This window comes from Exiguobacterium aurantiacum, from assembly GCF_001766415.1.
In the GTDB taxonomy this organism is placed as follows: Bacteria; Bacillota; Bacilli; order Exiguobacteriales; family Exiguobacteriaceae; genus Exiguobacterium; species Exiguobacterium aurantiacum_A.
In genome coordinates, this window is the sequence record NZ_MKXO01000009.1 from 1 (window position 1) to 22,457 (window position 22,457).

General features: G+C 48.0%; 39 protein-coding genes and 1 rRNA gene. All 40 read right to left on the reverse strand.

What is annotated here, in order from left to right; genetic code table 11:
- Nucleotides 1–202 (reverse strand): 16S ribosomal RNA (locus BJU60_RS12815); the annotation flags it as partial.
- Nucleotides 203–571: 369 nt separating this feature from the next.
- Complete coding sequence (locus BJU60_RS12820) at nucleotides 572–1,225, reverse strand: KinB-signaling pathway activation protein (RefSeq protein ID WP_070329231.1); 654 nt, start codon at nucleotides 1,223–1,225, stop codon at nucleotides 572–574.
- An 11-nt stretch (nucleotides 1,226–1,236) separates the two neighbouring features.
- The gene (locus tag BJU60_RS12825) at nucleotides 1,237–2,268 is read right to left on the reverse strand and encodes a P-loop NTPase (protein ID WP_016510780.1); all 1,032 of its coding nucleotides are present in this window, start codon (nucleotides 2,266–2,268) and stop codon (nucleotides 1,237–1,239) included.
- Between the two features lie 143 nt (nucleotides 2,269–2,411).
- On the reverse strand, nucleotides 2,412–2,804 hold the full coding sequence (rpsI, locus tag BJU60_RS12830) for a 30S ribosomal protein S9 (protein ID WP_070329232.1): 393 nt from the start codon (nucleotides 2,802–2,804) through the stop codon (nucleotides 2,412–2,414).
- Between the two features lie 25 nt (nucleotides 2,805–2,829).
- A complete protein-coding gene (gene rplM, locus BJU60_RS12835; RefSeq protein WP_016510784.1) occupies nucleotides 2,830–3,267 on the reverse strand; it encodes a 50S ribosomal protein L13 in 438 nt (145 codons plus the stop codon).
- 154 nt (nucleotides 3,268–3,421) lie between these two features.
- Complete coding sequence (gene truA, locus BJU60_RS12840; RefSeq protein WP_070329233.1) at nucleotides 3,422–4,162, reverse strand: tRNA pseudouridine(38-40) synthase TruA; 741 nt, start codon at nucleotides 4,160–4,162, stop codon at nucleotides 3,422–3,424.
- Nucleotides 4,159–4,950, reverse strand: coding sequence for an energy-coupling factor transporter transmembrane component T family protein (locus BJU60_RS12845; RefSeq protein WP_070329234.1), 792 nt, complete (start codon nucleotides 4,948–4,950; stop codon nucleotides 4,159–4,161). Before BJU60_RS12845 ends, truA begins: the two co-directional genes overlap by 4 nt.
- Nucleotides 4,947–5,825 carry an energy-coupling factor transporter ATPase gene (locus tag BJU60_RS12850; RefSeq protein WP_070329235.1) on the reverse strand — a complete coding sequence of 293 codons (879 nt, stop codon included), beginning with the start codon at nucleotides 5,823–5,825 and terminating at the stop codon, nucleotides 4,947–4,949. Before BJU60_RS12850 ends, BJU60_RS12845 begins: the two co-directional genes overlap by 4 nt.
- Nucleotides 5,801–6,637 carry an energy-coupling factor transporter ATPase gene (locus tag BJU60_RS12855; RefSeq protein ID WP_070329236.1) on the reverse strand — a complete coding sequence of 279 codons (837 nt, stop codon included), beginning with the start codon at nucleotides 6,635–6,637 and terminating at the stop codon, nucleotides 5,801–5,803. The genes BJU60_RS12850 and BJU60_RS12855 overlap by 25 nt, the downstream gene beginning before the upstream one ends.
- 69 nt (nucleotides 6,638–6,706) lie before the next feature.
- Entirely contained in the window at nucleotides 6,707–7,060 is a 354-nt protein-coding gene (gene rplQ / locus BJU60_RS12860; RefSeq protein WP_016510776.1) for a 50S ribosomal protein L17, read from the reverse strand.
- Between the two features lie 24 nt (nucleotides 7,061–7,084).
- Nucleotides 7,085–8,029 carry a DNA-directed RNA polymerase subunit alpha gene (locus BJU60_RS12865; protein ID WP_070329237.1) on the reverse strand — a complete coding sequence of 315 codons (945 nt, stop codon included), beginning with the start codon at nucleotides 8,027–8,029 and terminating at the stop codon, nucleotides 7,085–7,087.
- A 92-nt stretch (nucleotides 8,030–8,121) separates the two neighbouring features.
- Nucleotides 8,122–8,517 (reverse strand): 30S ribosomal protein S11, encoded by a 396-nt coding sequence (gene rpsK, locus BJU60_RS12870; protein ID WP_070329238.1) that lies wholly within the window; start codon nucleotides 8,515–8,517, stop codon nucleotides 8,122–8,124.
- A 16-nt stretch (nucleotides 8,518–8,533) separates the two neighbouring features.
- A complete protein-coding gene (gene rpsM / locus BJU60_RS12875) occupies nucleotides 8,534–8,899 on the reverse strand; it encodes a 30S ribosomal protein S13 (RefSeq protein ID WP_035386113.1) in 366 nt (121 codons plus the stop codon).
- Nucleotides 8,900–8,918: 19 nt separating this feature from the next.
- Nucleotides 8,919–9,032: a 50S ribosomal protein L36 gene (rpmJ, locus tag BJU60_RS15060; RefSeq protein WP_003156543.1), complete on the reverse strand. Its 114-nt coding sequence runs from the start codon at nucleotides 9,030–9,032 to the stop codon at nucleotides 8,919–8,921.
- A 30-nt stretch (nucleotides 9,033–9,062) separates the two neighbouring features.
- Nucleotides 9,063–9,281 carry a translation initiation factor IF-1 gene (infA, locus tag BJU60_RS12880; RefSeq protein ID WP_035386112.1) on the reverse strand — a complete coding sequence of 73 codons (219 nt, stop codon included), beginning with the start codon at nucleotides 9,279–9,281 and terminating at the stop codon, nucleotides 9,063–9,065.
- Between the two features lie 105 nt (nucleotides 9,282–9,386).
- Nucleotides 9,387–10,145, reverse strand: coding sequence for a type I methionyl aminopeptidase (gene map / locus BJU60_RS12885; protein ID WP_016508902.1), 759 nt, complete (start codon nucleotides 10,143–10,145; stop codon nucleotides 9,387–9,389).
- On the reverse strand, nucleotides 10,142–10,792 hold the full coding sequence (locus BJU60_RS12890) for an adenylate kinase (protein ID WP_070329239.1): 651 nt from the start codon (nucleotides 10,790–10,792) through the stop codon (nucleotides 10,142–10,144). The genes map and BJU60_RS12890 overlap by 4 nt, the downstream gene beginning before the upstream one ends.
- 78 nt (nucleotides 10,793–10,870) lie before the next feature.
- Nucleotides 10,871–12,160, reverse strand: coding sequence for a preprotein translocase subunit SecY (gene secY / locus BJU60_RS12895; RefSeq protein ID WP_070329240.1), 1,290 nt, complete (start codon nucleotides 12,158–12,160; stop codon nucleotides 10,871–10,873).
- The gene (rplO, locus tag BJU60_RS12900) at nucleotides 12,160–12,600 is read right to left on the reverse strand and encodes a 50S ribosomal protein L15 (protein WP_021066618.1); all 441 of its coding nucleotides are present in this window, start codon (nucleotides 12,598–12,600) and stop codon (nucleotides 12,160–12,162) included. Before rplO ends, secY begins: the two co-directional genes overlap by 1 nt.
- A 30-nt stretch (nucleotides 12,601–12,630) precedes the next feature.
- On the reverse strand, nucleotides 12,631–12,816 hold the full coding sequence (gene rpmD, locus BJU60_RS12905; RefSeq protein WP_016508937.1) for a 50S ribosomal protein L30: 186 nt from the start codon (nucleotides 12,814–12,816) through the stop codon (nucleotides 12,631–12,633).
- Nucleotides 12,817–12,831: 15 nt separating this feature from the next.
- Entirely contained in the window at nucleotides 12,832–13,332 is a 501-nt protein-coding gene (rpsE, locus tag BJU60_RS12910) for a 30S ribosomal protein S5 (RefSeq protein WP_016508948.1), read from the reverse strand.
- Between the two features lie 20 nt (nucleotides 13,333–13,352).
- Complete coding sequence (rplR, locus tag BJU60_RS12915) at nucleotides 13,353–13,715, reverse strand: 50S ribosomal protein L18 (RefSeq protein WP_070329241.1); 363 nt, start codon at nucleotides 13,713–13,715, stop codon at nucleotides 13,353–13,355.
- Between the two features lie 34 nt (nucleotides 13,716–13,749).
- Nucleotides 13,750–14,289, reverse strand: a complete 540-nt coding sequence (gene rplF, locus BJU60_RS12920) for a 50S ribosomal protein L6 (protein ID WP_016508938.1) — start codon at nucleotides 14,287–14,289, stop codon at nucleotides 13,750–13,752.
- A gap of 33 nt (nucleotides 14,290–14,322) precedes the next feature.
- Nucleotides 14,323–14,721 (reverse strand): 30S ribosomal protein S8, encoded by a 399-nt coding sequence (rpsH, locus tag BJU60_RS12925; RefSeq protein WP_021066614.1) that lies wholly within the window; start codon nucleotides 14,719–14,721, stop codon nucleotides 14,323–14,325.
- Between the two features lie 31 nt (nucleotides 14,722–14,752).
- Nucleotides 14,753–15,022, reverse strand: coding sequence for a 30S ribosomal protein S14 (gene rpsN / locus BJU60_RS12930; RefSeq protein WP_035386110.1), 270 nt, complete (start codon nucleotides 15,020–15,022; stop codon nucleotides 14,753–14,755).
- 18 nt (nucleotides 15,023–15,040) lie between these two features.
- Nucleotides 15,041–15,580, reverse strand: a complete 540-nt coding sequence (gene rplE, locus BJU60_RS12935) for a 50S ribosomal protein L5 (RefSeq protein ID WP_016508927.1) — start codon at nucleotides 15,578–15,580, stop codon at nucleotides 15,041–15,043.
- Nucleotides 15,581–15,612: 32 nt separating this feature from the next.
- The gene (rplX, locus tag BJU60_RS12940) at nucleotides 15,613–15,921 is read right to left on the reverse strand and encodes a 50S ribosomal protein L24 (protein WP_070329242.1); all 309 of its coding nucleotides are present in this window, start codon (nucleotides 15,919–15,921) and stop codon (nucleotides 15,613–15,615) included.
- Nucleotides 15,922–15,958: 37 nt separating this feature from the next.
- Nucleotides 15,959–16,327 (reverse strand): 50S ribosomal protein L14, encoded by a 369-nt coding sequence (gene rplN, locus BJU60_RS12945; RefSeq protein ID WP_012727667.1) that lies wholly within the window; start codon nucleotides 16,325–16,327, stop codon nucleotides 15,959–15,961.
- A gap of 43 nt (nucleotides 16,328–16,370) precedes the next feature.
- Nucleotides 16,371–16,631, reverse strand: coding sequence for a 30S ribosomal protein S17 (gene rpsQ / locus BJU60_RS12950; RefSeq protein ID WP_016508930.1), 261 nt, complete (start codon nucleotides 16,629–16,631; stop codon nucleotides 16,371–16,373).
- A gap of 33 nt (nucleotides 16,632–16,664) precedes the next feature.
- The gene (rpmC, locus tag BJU60_RS12955; RefSeq protein ID WP_016508900.1) at nucleotides 16,665–16,868 is read right to left on the reverse strand and encodes a 50S ribosomal protein L29; all 204 of its coding nucleotides are present in this window, start codon (nucleotides 16,866–16,868) and stop codon (nucleotides 16,665–16,667) included.
- Nucleotides 16,855–17,292 (reverse strand): 50S ribosomal protein L16, encoded by a 438-nt coding sequence (rplP, locus tag BJU60_RS12960; protein ID WP_016508922.1) that lies wholly within the window; start codon nucleotides 17,290–17,292, stop codon nucleotides 16,855–16,857. The genes rpmC and rplP overlap by 14 nt, the downstream gene beginning before the upstream one ends.
- A gap of 32 nt (nucleotides 17,293–17,324) precedes the next feature.
- Entirely contained in the window at nucleotides 17,325–17,969 is a 645-nt protein-coding gene (rpsC, locus tag BJU60_RS12965) for a 30S ribosomal protein S3 (RefSeq protein ID WP_035386108.1), read from the reverse strand.
- Nucleotides 17,970–17,982: 13 nt separating this feature from the next.
- Complete coding sequence (gene rplV, locus BJU60_RS12970; RefSeq protein ID WP_021066609.1) at nucleotides 17,983–18,315, reverse strand: 50S ribosomal protein L22; 333 nt, start codon at nucleotides 18,313–18,315, stop codon at nucleotides 17,983–17,985.
- 20 nt (nucleotides 18,316–18,335) lie between these two features.
- Nucleotides 18,336–18,611 (reverse strand): 30S ribosomal protein S19, encoded by a 276-nt coding sequence (gene rpsS / locus BJU60_RS12975; protein ID WP_012727673.1) that lies wholly within the window; start codon nucleotides 18,609–18,611, stop codon nucleotides 18,336–18,338.
- 66 nt (nucleotides 18,612–18,677) lie between these two features.
- Nucleotides 18,678–19,508, reverse strand: a complete 831-nt coding sequence (gene rplB, locus BJU60_RS12980) for a 50S ribosomal protein L2 (RefSeq protein ID WP_070329243.1) — start codon at nucleotides 19,506–19,508, stop codon at nucleotides 18,678–18,680.
- A gap of 34 nt (nucleotides 19,509–19,542) precedes the next feature.
- Nucleotides 19,543–19,824, reverse strand: coding sequence for a 50S ribosomal protein L23 (gene rplW / locus BJU60_RS12985; protein WP_024372184.1), 282 nt, complete (start codon nucleotides 19,822–19,824; stop codon nucleotides 19,543–19,545).
- Entirely contained in the window at nucleotides 19,824–20,447 is a 624-nt protein-coding gene (rplD, locus tag BJU60_RS12990) for a 50S ribosomal protein L4 (protein WP_070329244.1), read from the reverse strand. The genes rplW and rplD overlap by 1 nt, the downstream gene beginning before the upstream one ends.
- 28 nt (nucleotides 20,448–20,475) lie before the next feature.
- Nucleotides 20,476–21,102, reverse strand: a complete 627-nt coding sequence (rplC, locus tag BJU60_RS12995) for a 50S ribosomal protein L3 (RefSeq protein ID WP_016508913.1) — start codon at nucleotides 21,100–21,102, stop codon at nucleotides 20,476–20,478.
- A 61-nt stretch (nucleotides 21,103–21,163) separates the two neighbouring features.
- Nucleotides 21,164–21,472 carry a 30S ribosomal protein S10 gene (gene rpsJ / locus BJU60_RS13000; protein WP_016508894.1) on the reverse strand — a complete coding sequence of 103 codons (309 nt, stop codon included), beginning with the start codon at nucleotides 21,470–21,472 and terminating at the stop codon, nucleotides 21,164–21,166.
- A gap of 380 nt (nucleotides 21,473–21,852) precedes the next feature.
- The gene (locus BJU60_RS13005; RefSeq protein WP_070329245.1) at nucleotides 21,853–22,362 is read right to left on the reverse strand and encodes a hypothetical protein; all 510 of its coding nucleotides are present in this window, start codon (nucleotides 22,360–22,362) and stop codon (nucleotides 21,853–21,855) included.
- Nucleotides 22,363–22,457 lie beyond the last annotated feature (95 nt).

Consider the following 22,457-nt stretch of genomic DNA (forward strand, 5'->3'; position numbering starts at 1 on the left):
TTCGATGACCCATCCGGTATTAGCCCCGATTTCTCGTGGTTATCCCAGACCTGAGGGCAGGTTCTTTACGTGTTACTCACCCGTCCGCCGCTCATTCCGTCGACTTCCCCCCGAAGGGTTCCGTCGATTTCCTGCGCTCGACTTGCATGTATTAGGCACGCCGCCAGCGTTCGTCCTGAGCCAGGATCAAACTCTCCAAAGAATTTGATATAGCTCTTGAAAATGACGAAGCTTGCGCTTCAATCAAAAATTGTAAAACTTTTTTTGCCTCATCGTTCAGTTTTCAAAGACCAAATGTTGTCGTGTTAGCGACTTTTTAATAATAGCGAGTTCACTTTTTAAAGTCAACCGTTTTTTATTATTTTTTCACTTTTTTTCTGTTGCTCAAATTTGAACAGCAGCGACGTTTATTAATATATCAATGCCTGCACTATTCGTCAACTGTTTTTCTAAAAAAACTTTGATTGCTTCAAAAATTATTTCGATACGCTTAAATTGGCCGTGGACTCCCTTCTTAACCAATGGAAAAGCTCAGGCGAAATCACCTGAGCTCATCACTGGCAAGAGAACATTACGACGATTTAGACGAGACGCGTTTCTTCGCCTTTAATGACTCTTTAGGACCACTATTCGATTTTGACACTGCTTCACCGTGCGCTGGCGCTTGGAAGCGATGAAGCATCAACACTTGATAAGCGTTGGCGAACACGAGCGTCGCAAGTGCCGGCCATAGAAGAGCGATCTCATCTGTCGCTTGCAGTGCCGGAATCCACTCAATCAACGTAATGACGATCATCAAGAAGAGCGCAGGGATAAATGCACTCGCGTTCGTCTGTCTCGCCTTGCTCGTCGCTACGATCCACGACACGACGACTAGGACGAGCATCTCTCCGATATAACGCCACATGTGATCATTTCCAAATGCGAGCATGCGTAGATAGACCGCGTCAAATAACGCGAATACAATCAAGAGCACTTGAACTCGATTCCACAGTTTCGCTCCACGGAATAAATCCAAGCCGACACGGTGGACGATCAAGTAGGCAAAAAAGCCCATCATACTGATTCCCGTCCACGTGCTCGAGTAACTGAGTGCCGTCACGATCGCTTCCCACGACTGACTGACCAAATAACCCGGATTGGCGAGTAAATTCATCAGGAACCCAAATAGCGTCCCAAAAACGAGTGTCGTCCAAAACAAACGTAAAAAACCTTGTACTTTCATCTGCTAACCATTCACCCTTCTATTTGTTGAATGACCGATTGCGCCAATTCATCATATGTTGTCTCAAACGGATGCCCATCCCGGTAGACCGAAGGCGCAAAGTCGTCTTCATTGTCATACGGCTGACCGAGCGGGATTTGCGCGAGCAGTTTACTCTTGAGCGCTTCTGATAATTTTTCGCCGCCGCCGTAACCGAAGACGTATTCTTTCTCGCCCGTTACCTTGCTCTCGAAGTACGCCATATTCTCAATGATTCCGAGCACTTTATGGTTCGTCTTGATTGCCATCGCACCCGCTCGAGCCGCGACGAACGCAGCGGTCGCGTGAGGTGTCGTTACAATCAACTCCTGGCATGACGGGAGCATCGAGTGGATATCAAGCGCGACGTCACCTGTCCCTGGCGGTAAATCGAGCAACAAGTAGTCGAGGTCGCCCCACTCCACATCATTGAAGAAGTTGTTGAGCATCTTCCCGAGCATCGGTCCGCGCCAGATGACCGGCGCATTGTCTTCGACGAAGAAGCCCATCGAGATGACTTTTACCCCGAACCGCTCGACCGGGATGATTTTTTCACCTCGGACGACGGGACGTTCTTCAATCCCGAGCATGTCCGGGACACTGAACCCGTAAATATCGGCATCGATCAAGCCGACCTTTTTACCGGCACGTGCTAACGCGACCGCCAAGTTGACCGACACCGTCGACTTCCCGACGCCGCCTTTTCCTGAGGCGATTGCTATGAACGTCGTTCCTGAGTTTTCACGAAGGATAGCCGGTTTTGTCGCTTCTTTTAAACTTTCGTCATTTAGCGCTTCGAAACGAAGGCCGACCGTCTTAAAGCCTTTTCCTTTCAGCAATGTGACGATCTCTTGCTGCAGCTGAAGCTGCTCCCCGCTCCCGGTCTGACCGAGCGCCACTTTCACGCTGACATAGTCTTCTTTAATTCGGACGTCTTTCACGCCAGCTGTATCTCCAAGCGTACGATTGATCGTCGGATCGACCAATCCTGCTAATTCTTCACGAACTTGTTCTACTGTAAGCATGTCATTTCCCCCTAATTTCTGTCTCGATAACAGTATATCAAAAAAAGCGTTTTCTTGAGGGAACGAAAACCAACTATTTCTCGAGCAACAAAAAAACTCTCCGCCCATAAAGGGCGAAGAGTTTAGACCAAACTGTTCGAAGATTAACGCTTCGAGAACTGTGGTGCGCGACGTGCTGCTTTAAGACCGTATTTTTTACGCTCTTTCATACGTGCGTCACGAGTCAAGAAGCCTTTTTCTTTGAGGCTTGGACGGAATTCTGGGTCCGCTTGAAGAAGCGCACGTGATACGCCGTGGCGAATCGCTCCAGCTTGTCCAGTGAATCCACCACCGTTAACGTTAACGATGATATCGTATTTACCTTCTGTTTCAGTCAATACGAGTGGTGATTTTGCCATCATGATCAAAGTCTCATGACCGAAGTATTCTGAAATATCACGGCCATTTACAACAACTTTGCCGTCACCTGCAACGAGGTGAACACGAGCCACCGAGTGCTTGCGGCGGCCAGTTCCGTAGTAACGTACATCTGCCATCGTTTAGTTCCTCCTTGTGTCCCGATTAACCGCGAAGTTCGTAAACTTCTGGTTTTTGTGCTTCGTGGTTGTGCTCAGCTCCAGCGTAAACGTGGAGTTTAGTGAATTGTTGACGACCGAGTGATCCTTTTGGAAGCATCCCTTTGATCGCGAGTTCAAGCATACGCTCTGGGCGTTTTGCAAGAAGCTCTTTTGCAGTTTGTGATTTCAAGCCGCCTGGATGACCTGAATGACGGTAGTACATCTTGTCGTTCAGTTTGTTACCAGTCAATTTGACTTTCTCAGCGTTGATGATGATGACGTGGTCTCCGCAATCAACGTGTGGTGTGAAAGTTGGCTTGTGCTTACCGCGAAGAAGTGATGCTACTTCACTAGTCATACGACCGAGTGTTTTGCCTTCTGCATCGATAAGGTGCCATTTGCGTTCTACTTCAGATGCTTTAGCCATGAATGTCGTGCGCATGTGGAATACCTCCTAAAATGTCTGTTCATTTGAATTTTTTAATGCTTGTTTGATGCTTTATCATAATCCTAGTTTACGGGGCTAAGATTGTGGTTCATCTCTCAATGTGAAAATGAAATGCCAATGAATATGATACGTTTTTACAAGGGGAATGTCAATCTACTTTTTTATAATTCACATTCCATAAATATAAACCGTGCGGTGGAGCCGTAATCCCAGCACTGCGGCGGTCTTTCGCCGCGAGCATTCGACTCACATCGGCCGGCTCATACTTCCCTCTGCCAACCTCCATTAACGTACCGACCATAATCCGGACTTGGTTGTACAGAAAGCCGGATCCGACGAACCGAAAGTACATTTCGTCTCCCGCCTCAACGAGTTCCGCTTCATAAATCGTGCGGACACGGTCCACCACTTCTGACTTCGTCACCGAAAACGAAGTGAAATCATGTGTCCCGACGAGTGACCGGAGCGCTTGACGCATCCGTTCCCGGTCAAGCGCATACGTCACCGTCACGGCATGATGGCGGCGGAACGGATCAACGTCAGTGCGAATGAAGTAACGATACTCTTTCCGTTTCGCACCATAGCGGGCATGGAAAGAAGCATCTACTTCTTCGGCCGAACAAACAAGGATATCATCTGGCAACATCGCGTTCAACGCTTTGACGAAGCGATCTGCCGGCATCGATAAATGCGTATCGAAGTGGATGACCTGACCTTTAGCGTGGACACGGGCGTCCGTCCGCCCAGAAGCGACGACTTTCACCGCTTGACCATGCATCTTCGCAAGAACCGTCTCGACTTCGGCCTGAACCGTATTGCCGTTCGGCTGGACTTGATAGCCCGCATAATTCGTCCCATCATAAGCAATCGTCAATTTAACCCGTCTCATCCTATCCCTCGCAATCCAATCAATATGAGCGTCAAGCAGACAAACACGATCAACAATCCGGTATCGCGCCGTTCCCACGTCATCTCACGCCATCTCGTCCGCCCTTCACCCCCACGGTACCCGCGAGCTTCCATCGCCGTGGCAAGGTCCTCAGCCCTCTTAAACGCGGACACGAACAACGGGATCATGAGCGGGACGACCGCTTTTAACCGATCTTTAATCGGACCACTCTTCAAATCGACGCCTCGTGCCTGTTGCGCCTTCATGATGCGATCCGTCTCGTCGGCTAGCGTCGGCAAGAAACGAAGCGAGATGGACAGCATCAGGGCGATCTCGTGTGCCGGCACTCGTATGCGTTCGAGGGGACGAAGACCGGCTTCAATCGAATCGGTCAGTTCCATCGGCGTCGTCGTCAAGGTGACGAGCGTCGTCAACATGACGAGATAGAAGAAACGGAGCGAGACGATCAAGCCCATTCTCACCCCTTCCGAATAAATCGAGAACGGACCGAGTGAAACGAGCAACGTCCCTTCCCGATTAAAGAACAGTTGCAACAGGAGTGTGAACACGATCAAAAATAAAATCATTTTCAACCCGTTCCATAAATAGCGCCATGACAACTGAGACAATTTGACCGCAAATAACGTGAACGCGAGTAAAAACACGTTCGTCCACAAATTGTCGGCCAAGAAGACGACTGGAATAAACCCGAGGATGAACAGCGTTTTGGCCCGAGCGTCAAGTGTGTGCAGCCATGAATGACCGGGAATGTATTGCCCGATGATCATATGGCTCCCCCCTTTCTCAACTCGGCCGCAATCCAGTCCGCCAGTTCGACTTCCGTCCGAAGGGATGGAGGCTCGACCCCGAACGCCGGTGCGAGTTCAAGCGCGAGCCGAAGCACGTTCGGGACGTCGAGTTGCAACGAGCGAACGAGTGACTCGTCCTTGAACAGTTCGAACGGGTCACCATCGAAGGCGACTCGTCCTTGTTCCATGACGACGACACGTTCCGCATACGTCAACACGTCATCCATGTCATGCGAGACGAGGATGAGCGTCAAGTCGAGTTCTTCTTTTAAACGTTTAAACAGTGCCAGCATGTCTTGACGGCCGAGCGGGTCGAGTCCTGCCGTCGGTTCATCGACGACTAAGACGTCCGGACGGCTCGCGAGCACGCCCGCAATCGCGACGCGTCGCATCTGTCCGCCCGACAAATCGAACGGGGAACGGTCCCATAACGTTTCATCGAGACCGACAAGGCGCAGGGCCGCATGGGCCCGTTCTTTCGACTCGGCCTCCGTCGCACCGAAGTTGCGGGGACCAAACATAACGTCGCGTTCGACCGTCTCTTCAAACAGTTGATGCTCGGGATACTGAAAGACGAGCCCAACGCGGCGCCGAAGCGGAAGCAAACTTTGCTTTTTATCGCGACGCTTCGTAATCGCACGTACTGTAATGTCATCCACGACGACACGACCTTTTGTCGGTCGCAGTAAGCCGTTCATATGCTGAACGAGTGTCGATTTCCCAGAGCCGGTATGGCCAAGAAACGCAACAAGCGCCCCCGACGGAATAAATACATTCACATCGCGCAGCGCGGTTCGTTCAAACGGAGTATTCAATTGATAAAGGTATGTCACTTCTTCAATGCTAATCGGCATAGATGGTTCACCAACTCCGAATGTTGTAGCATCAGACGATCGAGTGGTATGCCCCGTTCCTTCAGTTCGAGTTGCATCCGTACGATAAACGGCACATCCAATTGGATGGCACGTAACGCTTCCGGATTTCTAAACACGTCTTCTGGTGTACCGGTCATTGCGATTTTCCCTTTAGACAGGGCAATGATACGGTCGGCAAACAACACTTCGTCGAGCTCGTGTGTAATGGCGACAACGGTCATCCCTTCTGAGACGAGCTGTTGTACCGTTTGTAACACCTCTTTACGCCCAATCGGGTCGAGCATCGAGGTAGCTTCATCGAGCACGAGGACATGCGGGCGCATTGCGAGAGCCGAAGCAATCGCAACACGCTGCTTTTGTCCACCGGATAACTGATGCGGTTCACGGTCCGCTAGTTCCGATAATCCAACGCGCGCTAGACTGTCATCAATTCGACGAACCATTTCTTGACGTGGAAGTCCCATGTTTTCGAGAGAGAACGCCACATCATCGCGCACGGTCGCCCCGACAAACTGATTGTCGGGATTTTGGAAGACGACACCGATCCGTTTACGAACGTCCCACACGTCTGTGGCGTCCGTCGGATCGAGCGTCTCAACCCGGACCTCTCCTTCCTGAGGAAGCAAAAGCCCGTTCCACAACTTCGTCAAAGTCGACTTGCCGGAACCATTATGGCCAACGATGGCGAGCCATTCCCCTTTGTATACATCGAGTGACAACCCGTCTAAGGCTGGCTCGGTTTGTCCCGGGTAACGAAACACGACATCACGTACCATAATTTGAGATTCCATCTGTCGACTCCTTTCCGATGTGGAAACAGGGCAATACGTGACCGCATGCCCTGTTGACTGCCTAATGAATTAGACGAGTTCGATGATTACGACTTCCGCACCGTCACCGCGGCGTGGGCCGACTTTCATGATGCGTGTGTATCCACCTTGACGTTCAGCGTAGCGTGGTGCCACGTCTTCGAACAATTTTTGGATTGCGTTTTTCTCTCCAGCGCTCTCTTTGCGAACGAATGAAGCTACTTGACGACGGGCATGAAGATCGCCACGTTTTCCAAGAGTGATTAATTTTTCAACGACTGGGCGAAGTTCTTTCGCTTTTTGTTCAGTTGTTTGAATGCGCTCGTTGATAATAAGGTCAGTTGCAAGATCACGCAAAAGAGCCTTGCGTTGCGAGCTTGTACGGCCAAGTTTCGAATAAGCCATTACATTTCCCTCCTTCGGTTGAACTTAGTCTTCTTTACGCAAGCCCAAACCGAGCTCGTCCAACTTGAGTTGAACTTCTTCGAGTGATTTACGTCCGAGGTTACGGACTTTCATCATCTCTTCCTCTGATTTGTTTGCGAGTTCTTGAACAGTGTTGATGCCGGCGCGCTTCAAGCAGTTGTACGAACGAACTGAGAGATCGAGTTCTTCGATCGTCATTTCAAGTACTTTTTCTTTTTGGTCTTCTTCTTTCTCGACCATAATTTCTGCGTTGAGAGCTTCGTCAGTCAAACCAACAAAGATATTCAAGTGTTCTGTCAAAATTTTCGCTCCAAGCGATACTGCTTCTTCCGGACGGATTGAACCATCTGTCCACACGTCTAATAGAAGCTTATCGAAGCTAGCATCTTGACCGACACGTGTTTTGTCTACTTCGTAGTTCACGCGTTGAATCGGTGTATAGATCGAATCGATTGGAATGACACCAATCGGCATATCATCACGTTTGTTATCTTCTGCCTGGACGTAACCACGACCACGGCGAGCAGTCAAACGCATGCGAAGCGTCGCATTGTCAGCGAGAGTCGCGATGTGGAGCTCAGGATTCAAGATTTCAACGTCGCTATCATGGGTAATGTCTGCCGCAGTGACAGCACCGGCACTTGAAACGTTAATCTCAAGCGTTTTCTCTTCTTCCGAGTACACTTTGAGCGCTAACTTCTTGAGGTTTAAAACAATTTGGGTGACGTCTTCGACGACTCCGTCAATCGTTGAGAACTCGTGAAGCACGCCATCGATTTGAACCGCCGTAATCGCTGCACCAGGAAGCGATGACAATAAAATTCGACGCAGTGAGTTGCCGAGAGTAGTGCCATATCCACGTTCAAGCGGTTCCACCACGAATTTACCAAACGTAGCATCCTCGCTGATTTCGACCGTTTCGATCTTTGGTTTTTCAATCTCGATCATCTGAACCCCTCCTTGAGTGTATCCTGCCACGCAGCTTGCGCTGCATTGTATATGTTGTTCGTGCTAGGTAAGCCCATCACACGCACAAACGATTATACGCGGCGACGTTTTGGAGGGCGGCAACCGTTGTGCGGAACAGGTGTTACGTCACGGATTGCAGTTACTTCAAGACCAGTAGCTTGGAGGGCACGGATTGCCGCTTCACGTCCAGCACCAGGACCTTTAACGTTAACTTCTACTGTACGCATACCGTTGTCCATTGCAACTTTCGCTGCAGTTTCAGCAGCCAATTGTGCTGCGAACGGTGTCGATTTACGTGATCCTCTAAATCCAAGGTTACCAGAAGTAGCCCATGAGATCGCGTTACCTTGCGTGTCAGTGATTGTGATGATTGTGTTGTTAAATGTAGAACGGATGTGTACCACACCGACTTCAATATGCTTTTTGACTTTACGTTTTGAACGTACATTTTGCTTACGTTTCGCCATTGTTCAATTCCCTCCTTTACTTCTTCTTGTTCGCTACTGTACGGCGTGGGCCTTTACGAGTACGCGAGTTGTTCTTCGTGTTTTGTCCGCGAACAGGGAGACTACGGCGATGACGGACACCGCGGTAGGCGCCAATCTCGATCAAACGCTTAATGTTGAGTGAAACTTCACGACGAAGGTCACCTTCAACTTTAATTCCGTCAATTGCTTCACGGATGCGGTTGATTTCGTCTTCTGTAAGATCACGTGTGCGTGAATCTTCAGATACGTTTGCAGTCTTCAAGATTTCTTGTGCTTTTGTTTTACCAATACCAAAGATGTATGTGAGCGAAATAACGATACGTTTTTCGCGCGGAATATCTACACCAGCAATACGTGCCATGTGTGCACCTCCTCTTAGATTAACCTTGTTTTTGTTTGTGTTTCGGGTTTTCGCAAATTACCATTACTTTTCCTTTACGGCGAATAACTTTACATTTTTCGCAAATCGGTTTTACCGACGGTCTTACTTTCATGATTATACCCTCCTCCTGGAAAAATCGGAGTTACTTATAACGGTACGTGATTCGCCCGCGAGTCAAGTCGTACGGAGACAACTCGACAGTTACGCGGTCGCCTGGAAGGATTCGAATGTAGTGCATCCGAATTTTCCCTGAGACGTGCGCGAGCACCGTGTGGCCGTTTTCTAACTCCACTTTAAACATTGCGTTTGGAAGTGGTTCGATAACAGTGCCTTCCACTTCAATGACATCTTGTTTCGCCATCATTTATTCCCCTTTCTATATGAAGATATTTAGGAGCACAGACGATCTATTGTACAGTACTGTGAGAGAAGGATCCATAACGGATCAGCACGCAACAATAGAGCCTCATTCACCGGAATCGAGTTTCGTTAAAATCTCGTATCCATCGTCTGTGATGGCGATGGTGTGCTCAAAGTGGGCGCACATGCTACCGTCCACTGTCACAACTGTCCAGTTGTCAGCCAGCGTTCGAACATAGCGTTGACCAGCGTTGACCATTGGTTCAATGGCTAACGTCATCCCAGTCTTTAGGCGCGGCCCTTTCCCCGGTGGACCATAGTGCGGAATTTGCGGTTCTTCATGCAAATTTTGACCGACACCATGACCGACATACTCACGGACGACAGAAAACTCATGAGATTCAACATACGCTTGAATCGCATGCGAGATGTCTGTCAATCGCAGTCCAGCCTTGGCGTGCTCCAATCCTTTATACAGACTTTCTTCGGTTACGTCAAGCAACCGCTGTGTCTCTTCTGAGATTGTTCCCACTGGATAAGTCCAAGCGGAATCTCCATGGTATCCGTTATAGTGGGCACCGATGTCGATCGAGATGATATCTCCATCGTTCAATACCCGTTCTCCGGGAATTCCATGAACAAGTTCTTCGTTCACTGAAGCGCAAACACTACCGGTAAAACCGTTGTAGCCTTTGAACGACGGTGTCGCACCTTGGCTGCGAATGTAATCTTCCGCAATCCGGTCGAGCTCTAGCGTCGTAATACCTGGTTTGATGTGCTCTTTGAGCACCTGGTGCGTTCGAGCAACAATTTGCCCAGCCTCACGCATAATCGCAATTTCTCGAGGCGTCTTCGTGATGATCATTCAGTATCACCGAGTAACGCTTTAACATCGGCATAAACGACATCGATTGGACGATCTCCATCCAATGTACGAAGATACCCTTTTTCTGCATAAAAGTCAATAAGTGGTTTCGATTGCTCGATGTTGACGTCAAGGCGACGGCGAACCGTTTCCTCTTTATCGTCTTCACGTTGCATGAGTGCCGACCCATCCACATCACAGATGCCTTCCACTTTTGGTGGATTGAAGATCACATGATATGTCGCTCCACACGTCGGGCAGATCCAACGACCTGTCAAACGCGGAACGAGAATTTCCGCAGCCACATCAATGTTGACGACGTGGTCGATCTGTTTCCCCAAATCTTTAAGCAAACTTTCGAGTGCCTCTGCTTGAGCAACAGTACGCGGGAATCCATCGAGTAAAAAGCCATTTTTCGTATCATCTTGACTCAAGCGTTCACGTACGATTCCGATTGTTACCTCATCCGGTACGAGTTCACCTTTATCCATGAACGATTTAGCTTCTTTACCAAGTGGCGTTCCGCCTTTGATTGCCGCACGAAACATGTCGCCTGTCGAAATGTGTGGGATTTGGTACTCTTCGACGATTTTAGCCGCTTGAGTCCCTTTCCCTGCACCCGGTAAGCCCATGAGTACTAGATTCATCTCAGTTAGCCTCCAGTTTTGATTTTCACAACACATCGTAAACACGACAGGAAGGAAGGGAGAGCCCTTCCTTCCGCTTTAACGGATAAAGCCTTTGTAGTGTCGTTTTACGAGTTGACTTTCGATTTGTTTCATCGTTTCGAGGGCTACCCCGATTACGATCAACAAGCTCGTCCCTCCGATTTGCACCGAAGTTGGGAGACCGGCAAGCTTAATGAAGATTGTCGGCATGATCGCGACGAGCGATAGGAAAATCGCTCCGAAGAAAGTCAATCGATAGAGCAACTTCGTGATGTACTGTTCTGTTTGCGCCCCAGGACGAATCCCAGGAATATAGCCACCTTGCTTCTGCAGATTTTCTGCCATTTGCTCTGGGTTGACCTGAATAAATGTATAGAAGTAAGCGAACGCGATGATGAGCGCTACGTAGATTGACATTCCGATTGGAGATGTCGTATCGAAGTAAGTCTGCAACTTCTGCGTCGTTTCCGGAGAAGCAATGAAGCTTGCAACAGTTGGCGGTGTCACCATGAAGGAAATCGCGAAGATAACCGGGATGACACCAGCAGCGTTTAGCTTGATTGGCAAGTGCGTCGACTGACCGCCCACAGGGGTACGGTTCGCCGTGCGCTTCGCGTATTGAATCGGAATCTTACGTGCCGCTTGTTGAACATAAATGATCCCAACCGTCACAGCAAGAATAACGAGCAAAAGCACAGCCAAGTAAACGATGTTAATGAATAACGCGTCTCCAGCATTTTGGAGCTTCGTCTCGTAAATCTGCGTGAAGATTCTTGGGAACCCAGCGATGATACCCGCGAAGATGATGACGGAAATACCATTCCCGACACCTTTCTCCGTTGTCATCTCACCGAGGAACATCAAGAACGCCGTACCTGCAGTAAGTACAATCGCGATCACGAAATAGGTTGCCGTTCCCCACGTCTCATTGACGAGACCTGGGTAGAGGCGGTTAAATCCGAACGACAGTGATGTCGCTTGGACAAACCCTAACATGATCGTCCCATAGCGCGTGACCGTCGCTAGCTTCTTACGCCCGGACTCGCCTTGTTTTGCCCATTCGGCAAACTTCGGAACGACGTCCATTTGTAAAAGTTGTACAACGATCGATGCCGTGATGTACGGCATGATCCCCATTGCGAACAGGGAGAAGTTCTGTAAAGCATTTCCTCCAAACAAGTTCAAGAAGTCGAGTAGACCTCCTGAGTCAAAACGCAACACATCCGTATTCACCATCGGCACCGGGATATGGGCCCCGATGCGGAAAATGATGATGATTGCGAGTGTGAAGAGAATACGCTGTCGAATATCTTTCACGCGCCACATATTGGAGATCGTCTGAAACATCAGATCACCTCAACTGAACCGCCAGCTGCTTCGATCGCTTCTTTCGCTGCACCCGAGAATTTGTTGGCTTTAACAGTTAATTTTGTTTCAAGCTTGCCGTTAGCAAGTACTTTGATTCCGTCTTTAGCAGAGCTGACGACACCAGTCTCGATTAAGAGTTCTGGAGTGACTTCAGTACCTGCTTCGAAACGGTTAAGCGTGTCTAGGGAAACAACTGCATACTCTTTACGAGTAGGGTTGTTGAAACCGCGTTTTGGAAGACGACGGTAAAGTGGGTTTTGTCCACCTTCGAACCCTGGACGAACGCCACCGCCTGAACGAGCTTTTTGACCTTTATGTCCACGGCCAGAAGTTTTACCGTTACCAGTCGCCATACCGCGACCGACACGGTTGCGTTCGTGACGCGAACCTGGAGTTGGCTTCAATTCATGGAGTTTCATAGTGGCACCTCCTTATTATTAAAATCGATATTATTCGTTAATTTCTTCTACAGTCACAAGGTGCGACACTTTTTTGATCATACCACGCATCGCGACGTTGTCAGGGACAACGACGGTTTGATGCATTTTGCGAAGACCAAGTGTACGTACTGTTACACGCTGATCCTCGGGACGACCGATTGTGCTGCGTGTGAGGGTGATTGCGAGTTTCGCCATGTCTAGTTCCCTCCCTTATTTAAGAAGTTCTTCTACGCTTTTACCGCGTAGTTTAGCAACTTCCTCTGCTTTTTTAAGCTCTGTCAAGCCTTTGACCGTCGCACGGACGATGTTGATCGGTGTGTTTGATCCAAGCGATTTCGAAAGGATGTCACCTACACCTGCAAGTTCGAGCACTGCACGAACTGGACCACCGGCGATAACCCCAGTACCTTCAGAAGCAGGTTTCATGAATACACGACCTGCTCCGTATACTCCTGTGATTTCGTGTGGAATTGTTGTACCAACCATTGGTACTTGAACCATGTTTTTCTTAGCGGCTTCAATAGCCTTGCGGATCGCTTCTGGCACCTCTTGTGCCTTACCTGTACCGAAACCGACGTGACCATTTTTGTCACCTACGACTACGAGAGCGGCGAAACGGAAGCGACGGCCACCTTTCACAACTTTCGCGACGCGGTTTACGGTAACAACGCGTTCTTCAAGTTGTTCCATGTTAACGTCTAACTGGCGCATCGAGTGTCCCCTCCTTTTTGTTAGAATTTAAGACCCGCTTCACGAGCTGCTTCTGCAACAGCTTTGACGCGGCCATGATAGAGGTATCCACCACGGTCGAACACAACAGTGTCGATACCTTTCTCGAGTGCACGTTCAGCTGCAAGTTTACCAACAGCTTTCGCTGCTTCAACGTTGCCGCCGTTTGTAAGATCGAGTGCTTTATCTTTCGAAGATGCTGACACAAGCGTTGTTTGTGACGCGTCATCGATAAGTTGTACGTAGATGTTCTTGCTCGAACGGAATACGTTCAAACGTGGACGAGCTGCCGTCCCGGTGATCGTACGACGTACACGAGCATGACGTTTCTTACGAACTGCATTTTTATCTGCTTTTGTGATCATTTATGCCACTCCTTTCCGTTCATTTCGTGACGAATTACTTACCAGTCTTACCTTCTTTACGGCGAATACGTTCATCAGAGTAACGAACACCTTTACCTTTGTAAGGTTCTGGAGCACGGTACGAGCGGATTTGAGCTGCAACGTGACCGACGCGCTCTTTGCTAATCCCTTTTACGATGATTTGCGTGTTTGAAGGAACTTCGATCTCGATACCTTCTTCAGCAACGTACTCGATTGGATGCGAGTAACCGAGGCTGAGGACGAGTTTGTTACCTTGCTTAGCAGCACGGTAACCAACCCCTGAGATCTCAAGTGTTTTCTGGAACCCGTTAGACACACCTTCCACCATGTTGGCGATGAGGGCACGTGTCGTACCGTGGATCGTACGGTTCTCTTTCGAGTCATCCGGACGAACAACAGTTAGTTCGTTTTCTTCAATTTTGACTTCCAAGGCTGGGTTAGCTGAAAGCGAAAGTTCACCTTTAGCACCTTTTACTGTGACAATGTTGCCTTCTGCAACCGTTACAGTAACGCCAGCTGGAATCGTAACTGGTTTTTTACCAATACGTGACATTGATTACACCTCCGTTCTTGTTAGAAAAGTGACTTACCAGATGTAGGCGAGCACTTCGCCGCCGACTTGTTGTTGGCGAGCTTCTTTATCAGTCATAAGACCTTTTGATGTCGAAAGAACTGCGATACCGAGTCCTCCGAGTACTTTTGGTACTTCATCTGCTTTTGCATATACACGAAGACCTGGTTTCGAAATACGTTTGAGACCAGTGATAACACGTTCGTTGCTTGCTCCATATTTAAGGAAAAGACGAAGTGTACCTTGTTTAGCGTCCTCGATATATTCAACATCGCGAATGAAACCTTCACGCTTGAGGATCTCTGCAACCTCACGTTTGATATTAGAAGCTGGAAGCTCCAATTTTTCATGGCGAACCATGTTAGCGTTACGGATACGTGTAAGCATATCTGCAATAGGGTCTGTCATTACCATGCGATGTACCTCCTTTCACACTGTTAGTGGATTACCAACTTGCTTTTTTAACACCAGGGATTTGACCTTTGTATGCAAGATCACGGAACTTGATACGGCTGATCCCGAATTTACCCATGTAACCATGTGGACGACCTGTGATACGGCAACGGTTATGAAGACGTACAGGTGACGAGTTACGTGGCAATTTGCTGAGTCCGATGTAGTCGCCTTCAGCTTTTAATTGCGCGCGTCTCTCAGCGTACTGGGCAACGAGTTTCTCGCGTTTTTGCTCGCGATTCACCATTGACTTTTTAGCCATGTTGTCGACCTCCCTTTATTATTTTTGGAATGGCATTCCGAGAAGTGTGAGCAATTCACGTGCTTCTTCGTCTGTGTTCGCTGTTGTAACAACAACGATATCCATACCGCGTACTTTAGTTACTTTATCGTAATCGATTTCAGGGAAAATAAGCTGCTCTTTCACACCAAGCGTGTAGTTACCGCGTCCGTCGAATGCTTTCTTCGATACACCGCGGAAGTCACGTACACGTGGAAGTGAAACAGTTACTAATTTGTCGAGGAAATCGTACATGCGCTCGCCACGAAGTGTTACTTTCGCACCGATCGGCATGCCCTCACGAAGTTTGAAACCAGCGATTGATTTCTTAGCCTTCGTTACGAGTGGTTTTTGACCTGAAAGAATTGATAATTCTTCCACTGCCATGTCAAGAGCTTTCGAGTTCGAAACAGCGTCACCTACACCCATGTTGATGACGATCTTGTCGACTTGTGGCACTTGCATAACCGAGTCATAGTTGAATTTATCCATCATCGCTTTCACGATGTCGCTTTTATACTTCTCTTGCAAACGGTTCATAGTCGAATGGACCTCCTTTCGTCACGTTGTTCTTATTTATCGAGTACTTCGCCCGATTTCGCGACACGAACTTTTTTACCATCGACTACTTGGAAACCAACGCGAGTTGGTTTGCCCGTTTTAGGGTCGATTGGCATGACGTTCGAGACGTGAATTGGTGCTTCGATTTCAAGGATACCGCCTTGTGGATTCGCTTGTGATGGTTTAGCGTGTTTTTTCATCACGTTAACCCCTTCAACGACTACGCGGTTCTTGCTTGGCATAGCTTTGAGGATAACCCCTTGCTTGCCTTTATCTTTACCAGACATTACCTGGACTGTATCGCCTTTTTTAACATGCATCGTTTTGCGCACCTCCTTATAGGATTGAAATTGGAAATTAAAGTACTTCCGGTGCCAACGAAACGATCTTCATGAATTCTTTTTCACGAAGTTCACGTGCAACTGGCCCGAAGATCCGAGTGCCGCGTGGGCTCTTGTCATCTTTGATGATGACTGCTGCGTTCTCATCGAAACGGATGTACGAACCATCTTTACGACGAGCGCCGCGTTTTGTACGAACGACAACTGCTCTGACAACGTCACCTTTTTTAACAACGCCACCTGGTGTTGCTTGTTTTACCGTCGCGACGATGATGTCACCGATGTTTGCAGTCTTACGACCTGAACCACCGAGGACTTTAATTGTCAACAGTTCACGCGCGCCAGAGTTGTCTGCTACTTTCAAGCGAGATTCTTGTTGAATCATGCGAGTGTACCTCCCTCCGGATGTTTATAGATCCGAACTGTTATTAGATGATTACTGATTCTTCTACTACTGTTACGAGACGGAAACGTTTGTCTTTAGAAAGCGGACGTGTTTCCGCGATGCGGACCACATCGCCTACTTTAGCGACATTGTTCTCATCGTGCGCTTTAAATTTCTTCGTGTAGTTTACACGTTTTCCATAAAGCTTATGACGTACTTTTGTTTCAACTGCAACGACGATCGTTTTGTCCATTTTGTCAGACACGACGCGTCCAGTGAGTACTTTACGCTTATTGCGTTCCATGAGTGTTACCTCCTCTTCAATAATCCGATTAGATTAGCCGTTGTTGATGCCGAGTTCGCGTTCACGAAGAATCGTTTTAGCACGCGCAATCGACTTGCGTACTTCACGGATACGAGCAGGATTCTCAAGCTGACCTGTAGCTAATTGGAAACGAAGGTTAAAGAGTTCTTCTTTCCACTCGCCTACTTTACCGTTGAGCTCTTCATTTGTTGATTGACGGAGATCAGTTGCTTTCATTCGTATCACCACCATTTTCTTCACGTTTCACGAACTTACATTTCACTGGAAGTTTGTGCGCTGCAAGGCGAAGTGCCTCACGTGCGACTTCCTCAGATACACCCGCGATTTCGAACATTACTTTACCAGGCTTAACTACAGCTACCCAGCCTTCTGGAGCACCTTTACCCGAACCCATTCGAACTTCGAGAGGCTTTTTAGTGTACGGCTTGTGTGGGAAGATCTTGATCCACACTTTACCGCCACGTTTCATATAACGTGTCATTGCGATACGTGCTGATTCGATTTGACGGTTTGTGATCCAGCTCGCTTCGAGCGATTGGAGACCGAATTCACCGAAATGTACTGTTGTGCCGCGTTTTGCATTTCCGCGCATTTTACCACGGTGTACACGACGATATTTCACGCGTTTAGGTAACAACATAGTGTGTTGCCTCCTTCCTGAAAGAGTGTTTATTATTTAGTGTTTTTTGTTGGAAGAACTTCTCCGTGGTAAAGCCATACTTTAATTCCGATTTTACCATACGTTGTGTCAGCTTCAGCTGTTCCGTAGTCGATGTCGGCACGGATTGTATGAAGCGGAACTGATCCTTCTGAGTACTTCTCTGAACGAGCGATATCAGCGCCACCAAGACGACCAGAAACTTCTGTTTTGATCCCTTTGATGCCAGTGCGCATCGAACGTTGAATTGACTGTTTCATTGCACGACGGAATGACACACGGCCTTCCAATTGACGAGCGATGTTTTCAGCAACAAGCTTAGCGACTGCATCCGCGTTTTTCACTTCAACAACGTTGATGTGAACACGTTTGCCTTCAGCAAGCTTTGTGATATTTTTACGGAGTGACTCGATTTCCGAACCACCTTTACCGATGACCATACCTGGTTTCGCAGTGTGAAGCGAAATGTTTACGCGGTTTGCAGCGCGTTCGATTTCAACTTTAGCCACACTAGCATCCTTCATTTTGTTTTCGATGTATTCACGAATAACGTAGTCTTCATGAAGGAGATCTGCGTAGTCTTTCTCAGCGTACCAACGCGAATCCCAGTCTTTGATAACACCAACGCGAAAACCGTGCGGATTTACCTTTTGACCCACTACATATCCCTCCTTATTTCTCAGTTACCACGATGTGAATGTGGCTTGTGCGTTTGTTAATACGACTTGCGCGACCCATCGCACGTGGGCGGAAGCGTTTGAGTGTTGGACCTTCGTTGACGAAAATTTCAGATACAACAAGGTTCTCAATGTTCATATCGTAGTTGTGCTCTGCGTTAGCGATCGCTGATTTCAATACTTTTTCAACGATTGGCGACGCTGCCTTGTTCGTGTGAGCAAGGACAGAGAGCGCTTCGCCGACTTGTTTCCCGCGAATTAAGTCTACAACGAGACGTGCTTTGCGAGGAGCAAGACGGACCATATTAGCTGATGCTTTAGCTTGCATGGATTTGACCTCCCCTCAGATTACCGTTTCGTTTTCTTGTCTGATCCGTGACCTTTGTACGTGCGTGTTGGAGCGAATTCACCAAGTTTGTGACCGACCATGTCTTCTGTCACGAATACTGGTACGTGTTTACGACCATCGTGTACACCGAACGTGTGACCCATGAATTCTGGGAAGATTGTCGAGCGACGTGACCAAGTTTTGATGACTTGCTTCTCACCAGATTCGTTAAGTTTGTCAACTTTAGCGAGCAAATGGTGATCTGCGAATGGACCTTTTTTCAAGCTGCGACCCATGATAGAACCTCCCTTTGGAATGATTCGGGAACGGCTCTTTCGAACCGCCCAAGAATCATGTAATAATTATTTCTTACGACGACGAAGGATGTACATGTCGCTCGATTTGTTTTTCTTACGAGTTTTGTAACCAAGAGCTGGTTTACCCCAAGGAGTAAGTGGGCCCGAACGACCGATTGGCGCACGACCTTCACCACCACCGTGTGGGTGATCAACCGGGTTCATTACAGAACCACGTACTGTTGGGCGTTTGCCTAACCAACGTGAACGTCCTGCTTTACCGATGTTTACAAGTTCGTGTTCTTCGTTACCAACTGAACCGATTGTAGCGCGGCAAGTGCCGAGGAACAAGCGTGATTCACCTGATTGAAGACGAACGATGACGTACTTGCCGTCACGTCCTTGGATTTGTGCCGATGCACCAGCCGCACGAACAAGCTGACCGCCTTTACCAGGCTTAAGCTCGATGTTGTGGATAGTAGTACCGACAGGGATGTTTACGAGTGGAAGAGCGTTCCCCACTTTAATATCCGCTTCAGGACCAGACATGATTTCCATGCCTACTTTGATGCCCTTAGGAGCGAGGATGTAACGTTTCTCACCATCTGCATAGTTGATGAGGGCGATGTTAGCTGAACGGTTTGGATCGTATTCGATCGTAGCAACGCGTCCGATGATAGCATCTTTGTTACGTTTGAAATCGATGATACGGTATTTACGTTTGTGCCCGCCACCTTGGTGACGTACAGTCAAACGACCTTGGTTGTTACGACCGCCTTTTTTCGAAAGCTTTTCAGTTAACGATTTCTCAGGACGGTTCGTTGTGATCTCTGCAAAGTCGAGAGATGTCATGTTACGGCGACCGTTAGTGGTCGGCTTAAACTTTTTAATTGCCATCGAGGATTCCCTCCTTTTCTTCTAAGGTAGTAAATTAACCGAGGAAGTCGATTGTGTTGCCTTCAGCAAGAGTTACGATCGCTTTTTTACGACGCGATGTGTAACCAGAGTGACGACCGACACGTTTCGCTTTCGGTTTCATGTTCATTGTGTTTACCGAAGCAACTTTCACGTTGAAAATTGTTTCGATAGCGTGCTTCACTTGTGATTTAGTCGCTTTAACTTCGATCTCGAAAACGTATTTGTTAGCTTCCATGAGGCTAACTGAACGCTCAGTGATGATCGGACGTTTGATGATATCGTATGCTTGAGCCATTATGCAAGCACCTCCTCTACCTTCGCAACCGCATCTTTAGTGAAGATGACTTTATCGTTAGCAATGAGGTCAAGAACGTTAACGCCCGCTGCCTCGATTACAGTCACTCCTGGGATGTTACGAGCTGCGAGAGCGATAGTCTCATTGTAGTCCGCTGTGACTACAAGAGCCTTACGTTCTACTGATAGGCCAAGAAGTACTGCGACCATATCTTTTGTTTTTGGTGCATCGAAAGCAAGGCCTTCGAGGACGATCATTTCGTTGTTTTGTACTTTCGACGACAAAGCCGAGAGAAGTGCAAGACGACGAACTTTTTTAGGAAGCTTGTAAGAGTATGAACGTGGAGTTGGACCGAAGACTGTTCCACCACCAACCCATTGTGGTGAGCGGATCGAACCTTGGCGCGCACGACCAGTTCCCTTTTGTTTCCATGGTTTACGGCCGCCACCGCGTACTTCCGAGCGACCTTTCGTATCGTGAGTACCTTGACGGCGTGATGCTTGTTGCATGACGATCGCGTCATAAAGTACTGATTCGTTTGGCTCGATACCGAAGATGGCTTCAGCCAATTCGATTTCGCCAACTTGTGAACCTGTTTGGTTTAGCAAAGCTACTTTAGGCATTCGTAATTCCTCCTTTCCGTGCAGTTAATTAGTTACCTTTGACAGCTGTCTTGATGATGACGTTCGATTTACGAGCGCCTGGGATTGCGCCTTTAACGAGTACAAGGCCGCGTTCCACGTCAACTTTGACAATTTCAAGGTTTTGAATCGTTTTACGCTCGCCACCCATTTGACCAGGAAGAAGCTTCCCTTTAAATACGCGGTTAGGCGCTACAGGACCCATTGAACCAGGGCGACGGTGGTAACGCGAACCGTGGGACATTGGTCCACGTGATTGTCCGTGACGCTTAATCGCACCTTGGAATCCTTTACCTTTTGAAGTACCTGTTACGTCCACTAATTCACCTGCAGCGAAAATGTCCGCCTTGATCTCTTGACCGATTTCGTATCCTTCTACTGAAGTACGAATTTCTTTCATGAAGCGCTTAGGTGTCGCGCTTGCTTTCGCAGCGTGACCTTTTGCCGGTTTGTTTTGACGTGATTCTTTGATGTCTCCAAAACCGAGTTGAACTGCTTCGTAACCGTCTGTTTCAAGTGTTTTAACTTGAAGCACGACGTTTCCTTCGACAGCAACTACTGTTACCGGTACGACTTCGCCTGCTTCGTTGAAGATTTGAGTCATACCAAGTTTTGTTCCTAAGATTCCTTTAGCCATGAGATACACCTCCTGTTTAATAATTATTGTCTCTTCTGGCTAGTATCTACTATATGAAGAATTAAAGTTTGATTTCGATGTCAACACCTGATGGTAATTCGAGACGCATAAGCGCATCAACCGTTTTTGGTGTTGGGTTAACGATGTCGATCAAGCGTTTGTGTGTACGCATTTCGAACTGTTCACGAGCATCTTTATACTTGTGGACCGCACGAAGGATCGTGTAGATCGATTTGTCAGTTGGAAGCGGGATTGGGCCCGAGACCTTCGCACCTGAACGTTTCGCAGTTTCAACGATTTTCTCAGCTGATTGATCGAGAACGCGATGGTCGTATGCTTTTAAGCGAATACGGATTTTTTCATTTGCCATGTAAGTTTCCCTCCTTTGTCGCCTACTTTTAAAAATAGACAGTTCTCAGCGGAAATTTCCACACCGGCCATGGCAAAGCTGCCTGGCGTGTCATAACCTCCCGCTTCATCGCAGCGTGCTTGTGTCAGCAGAGGCATCCGATCATTGCAATTCAACGATAGGACCCATTTTCTGCTGTAAAGTCTCTCACCACTCGCACAAACACTTAATCATTATATCGAATCTGCAAAACAAATGCAAGATTTGATTTTTTTCGATCGTGCCGGATGTCTGATGAGTTGTTCAACGTTCACTAATGTAACAAGATTCGAATCCTTTTGCAAGTTCTTTTCCTTCTTTTGTTGAACTATTTTTCAAAAGAAGGCCCATGCCAACTCTTCCTAGCGTTTCATATACTCTTTAAACTGCTCAGTGACGGCTTCGACGACCGATGCCGGAGCTCGTTTCAAACACGTTTGCACAATCGAGTTGTTGAACGGGTGCGTCATAAAGTATTCGTGCAGCTTGTCGACTTTCTCTTCCCGCCCCATCACTGAATAGAGGACGACCCACTCTTCAAGATGCATCCAACTCTCGTCCGGTTCAATGTAAGGATGCGTATAAATCCCGTCCGTGCAACGCATCCGAAAACTAGCCATCACGTCGATGTCCTGGCCTTCAAACGTATATTCGCCAAAGTACGTCGTCATATACTCGTCGTGCGGACCAGACTCTTCTTTTTTTCCGGCACGGCTGAGCACACGGTCAATCGTCTCGAACTGGTCAGGCTCAACGAATAGATCCAAGTCACGCGCCGTCTCGACGATTCCGTGATGCTTGAGTAAACTTGACCCGCCAAAGCGGCAGGCAACGCCGTTCAACCGGCAAAGCGTCTCCACTTGCTTTTCCATCATCGATTCTCCTTCCTACAATCCTATCTCCTATCCTATCACTTCGTTTCAAAAAACAAAAAAGCAGCCCGCAAATGCGGACTGCTTAAGACATC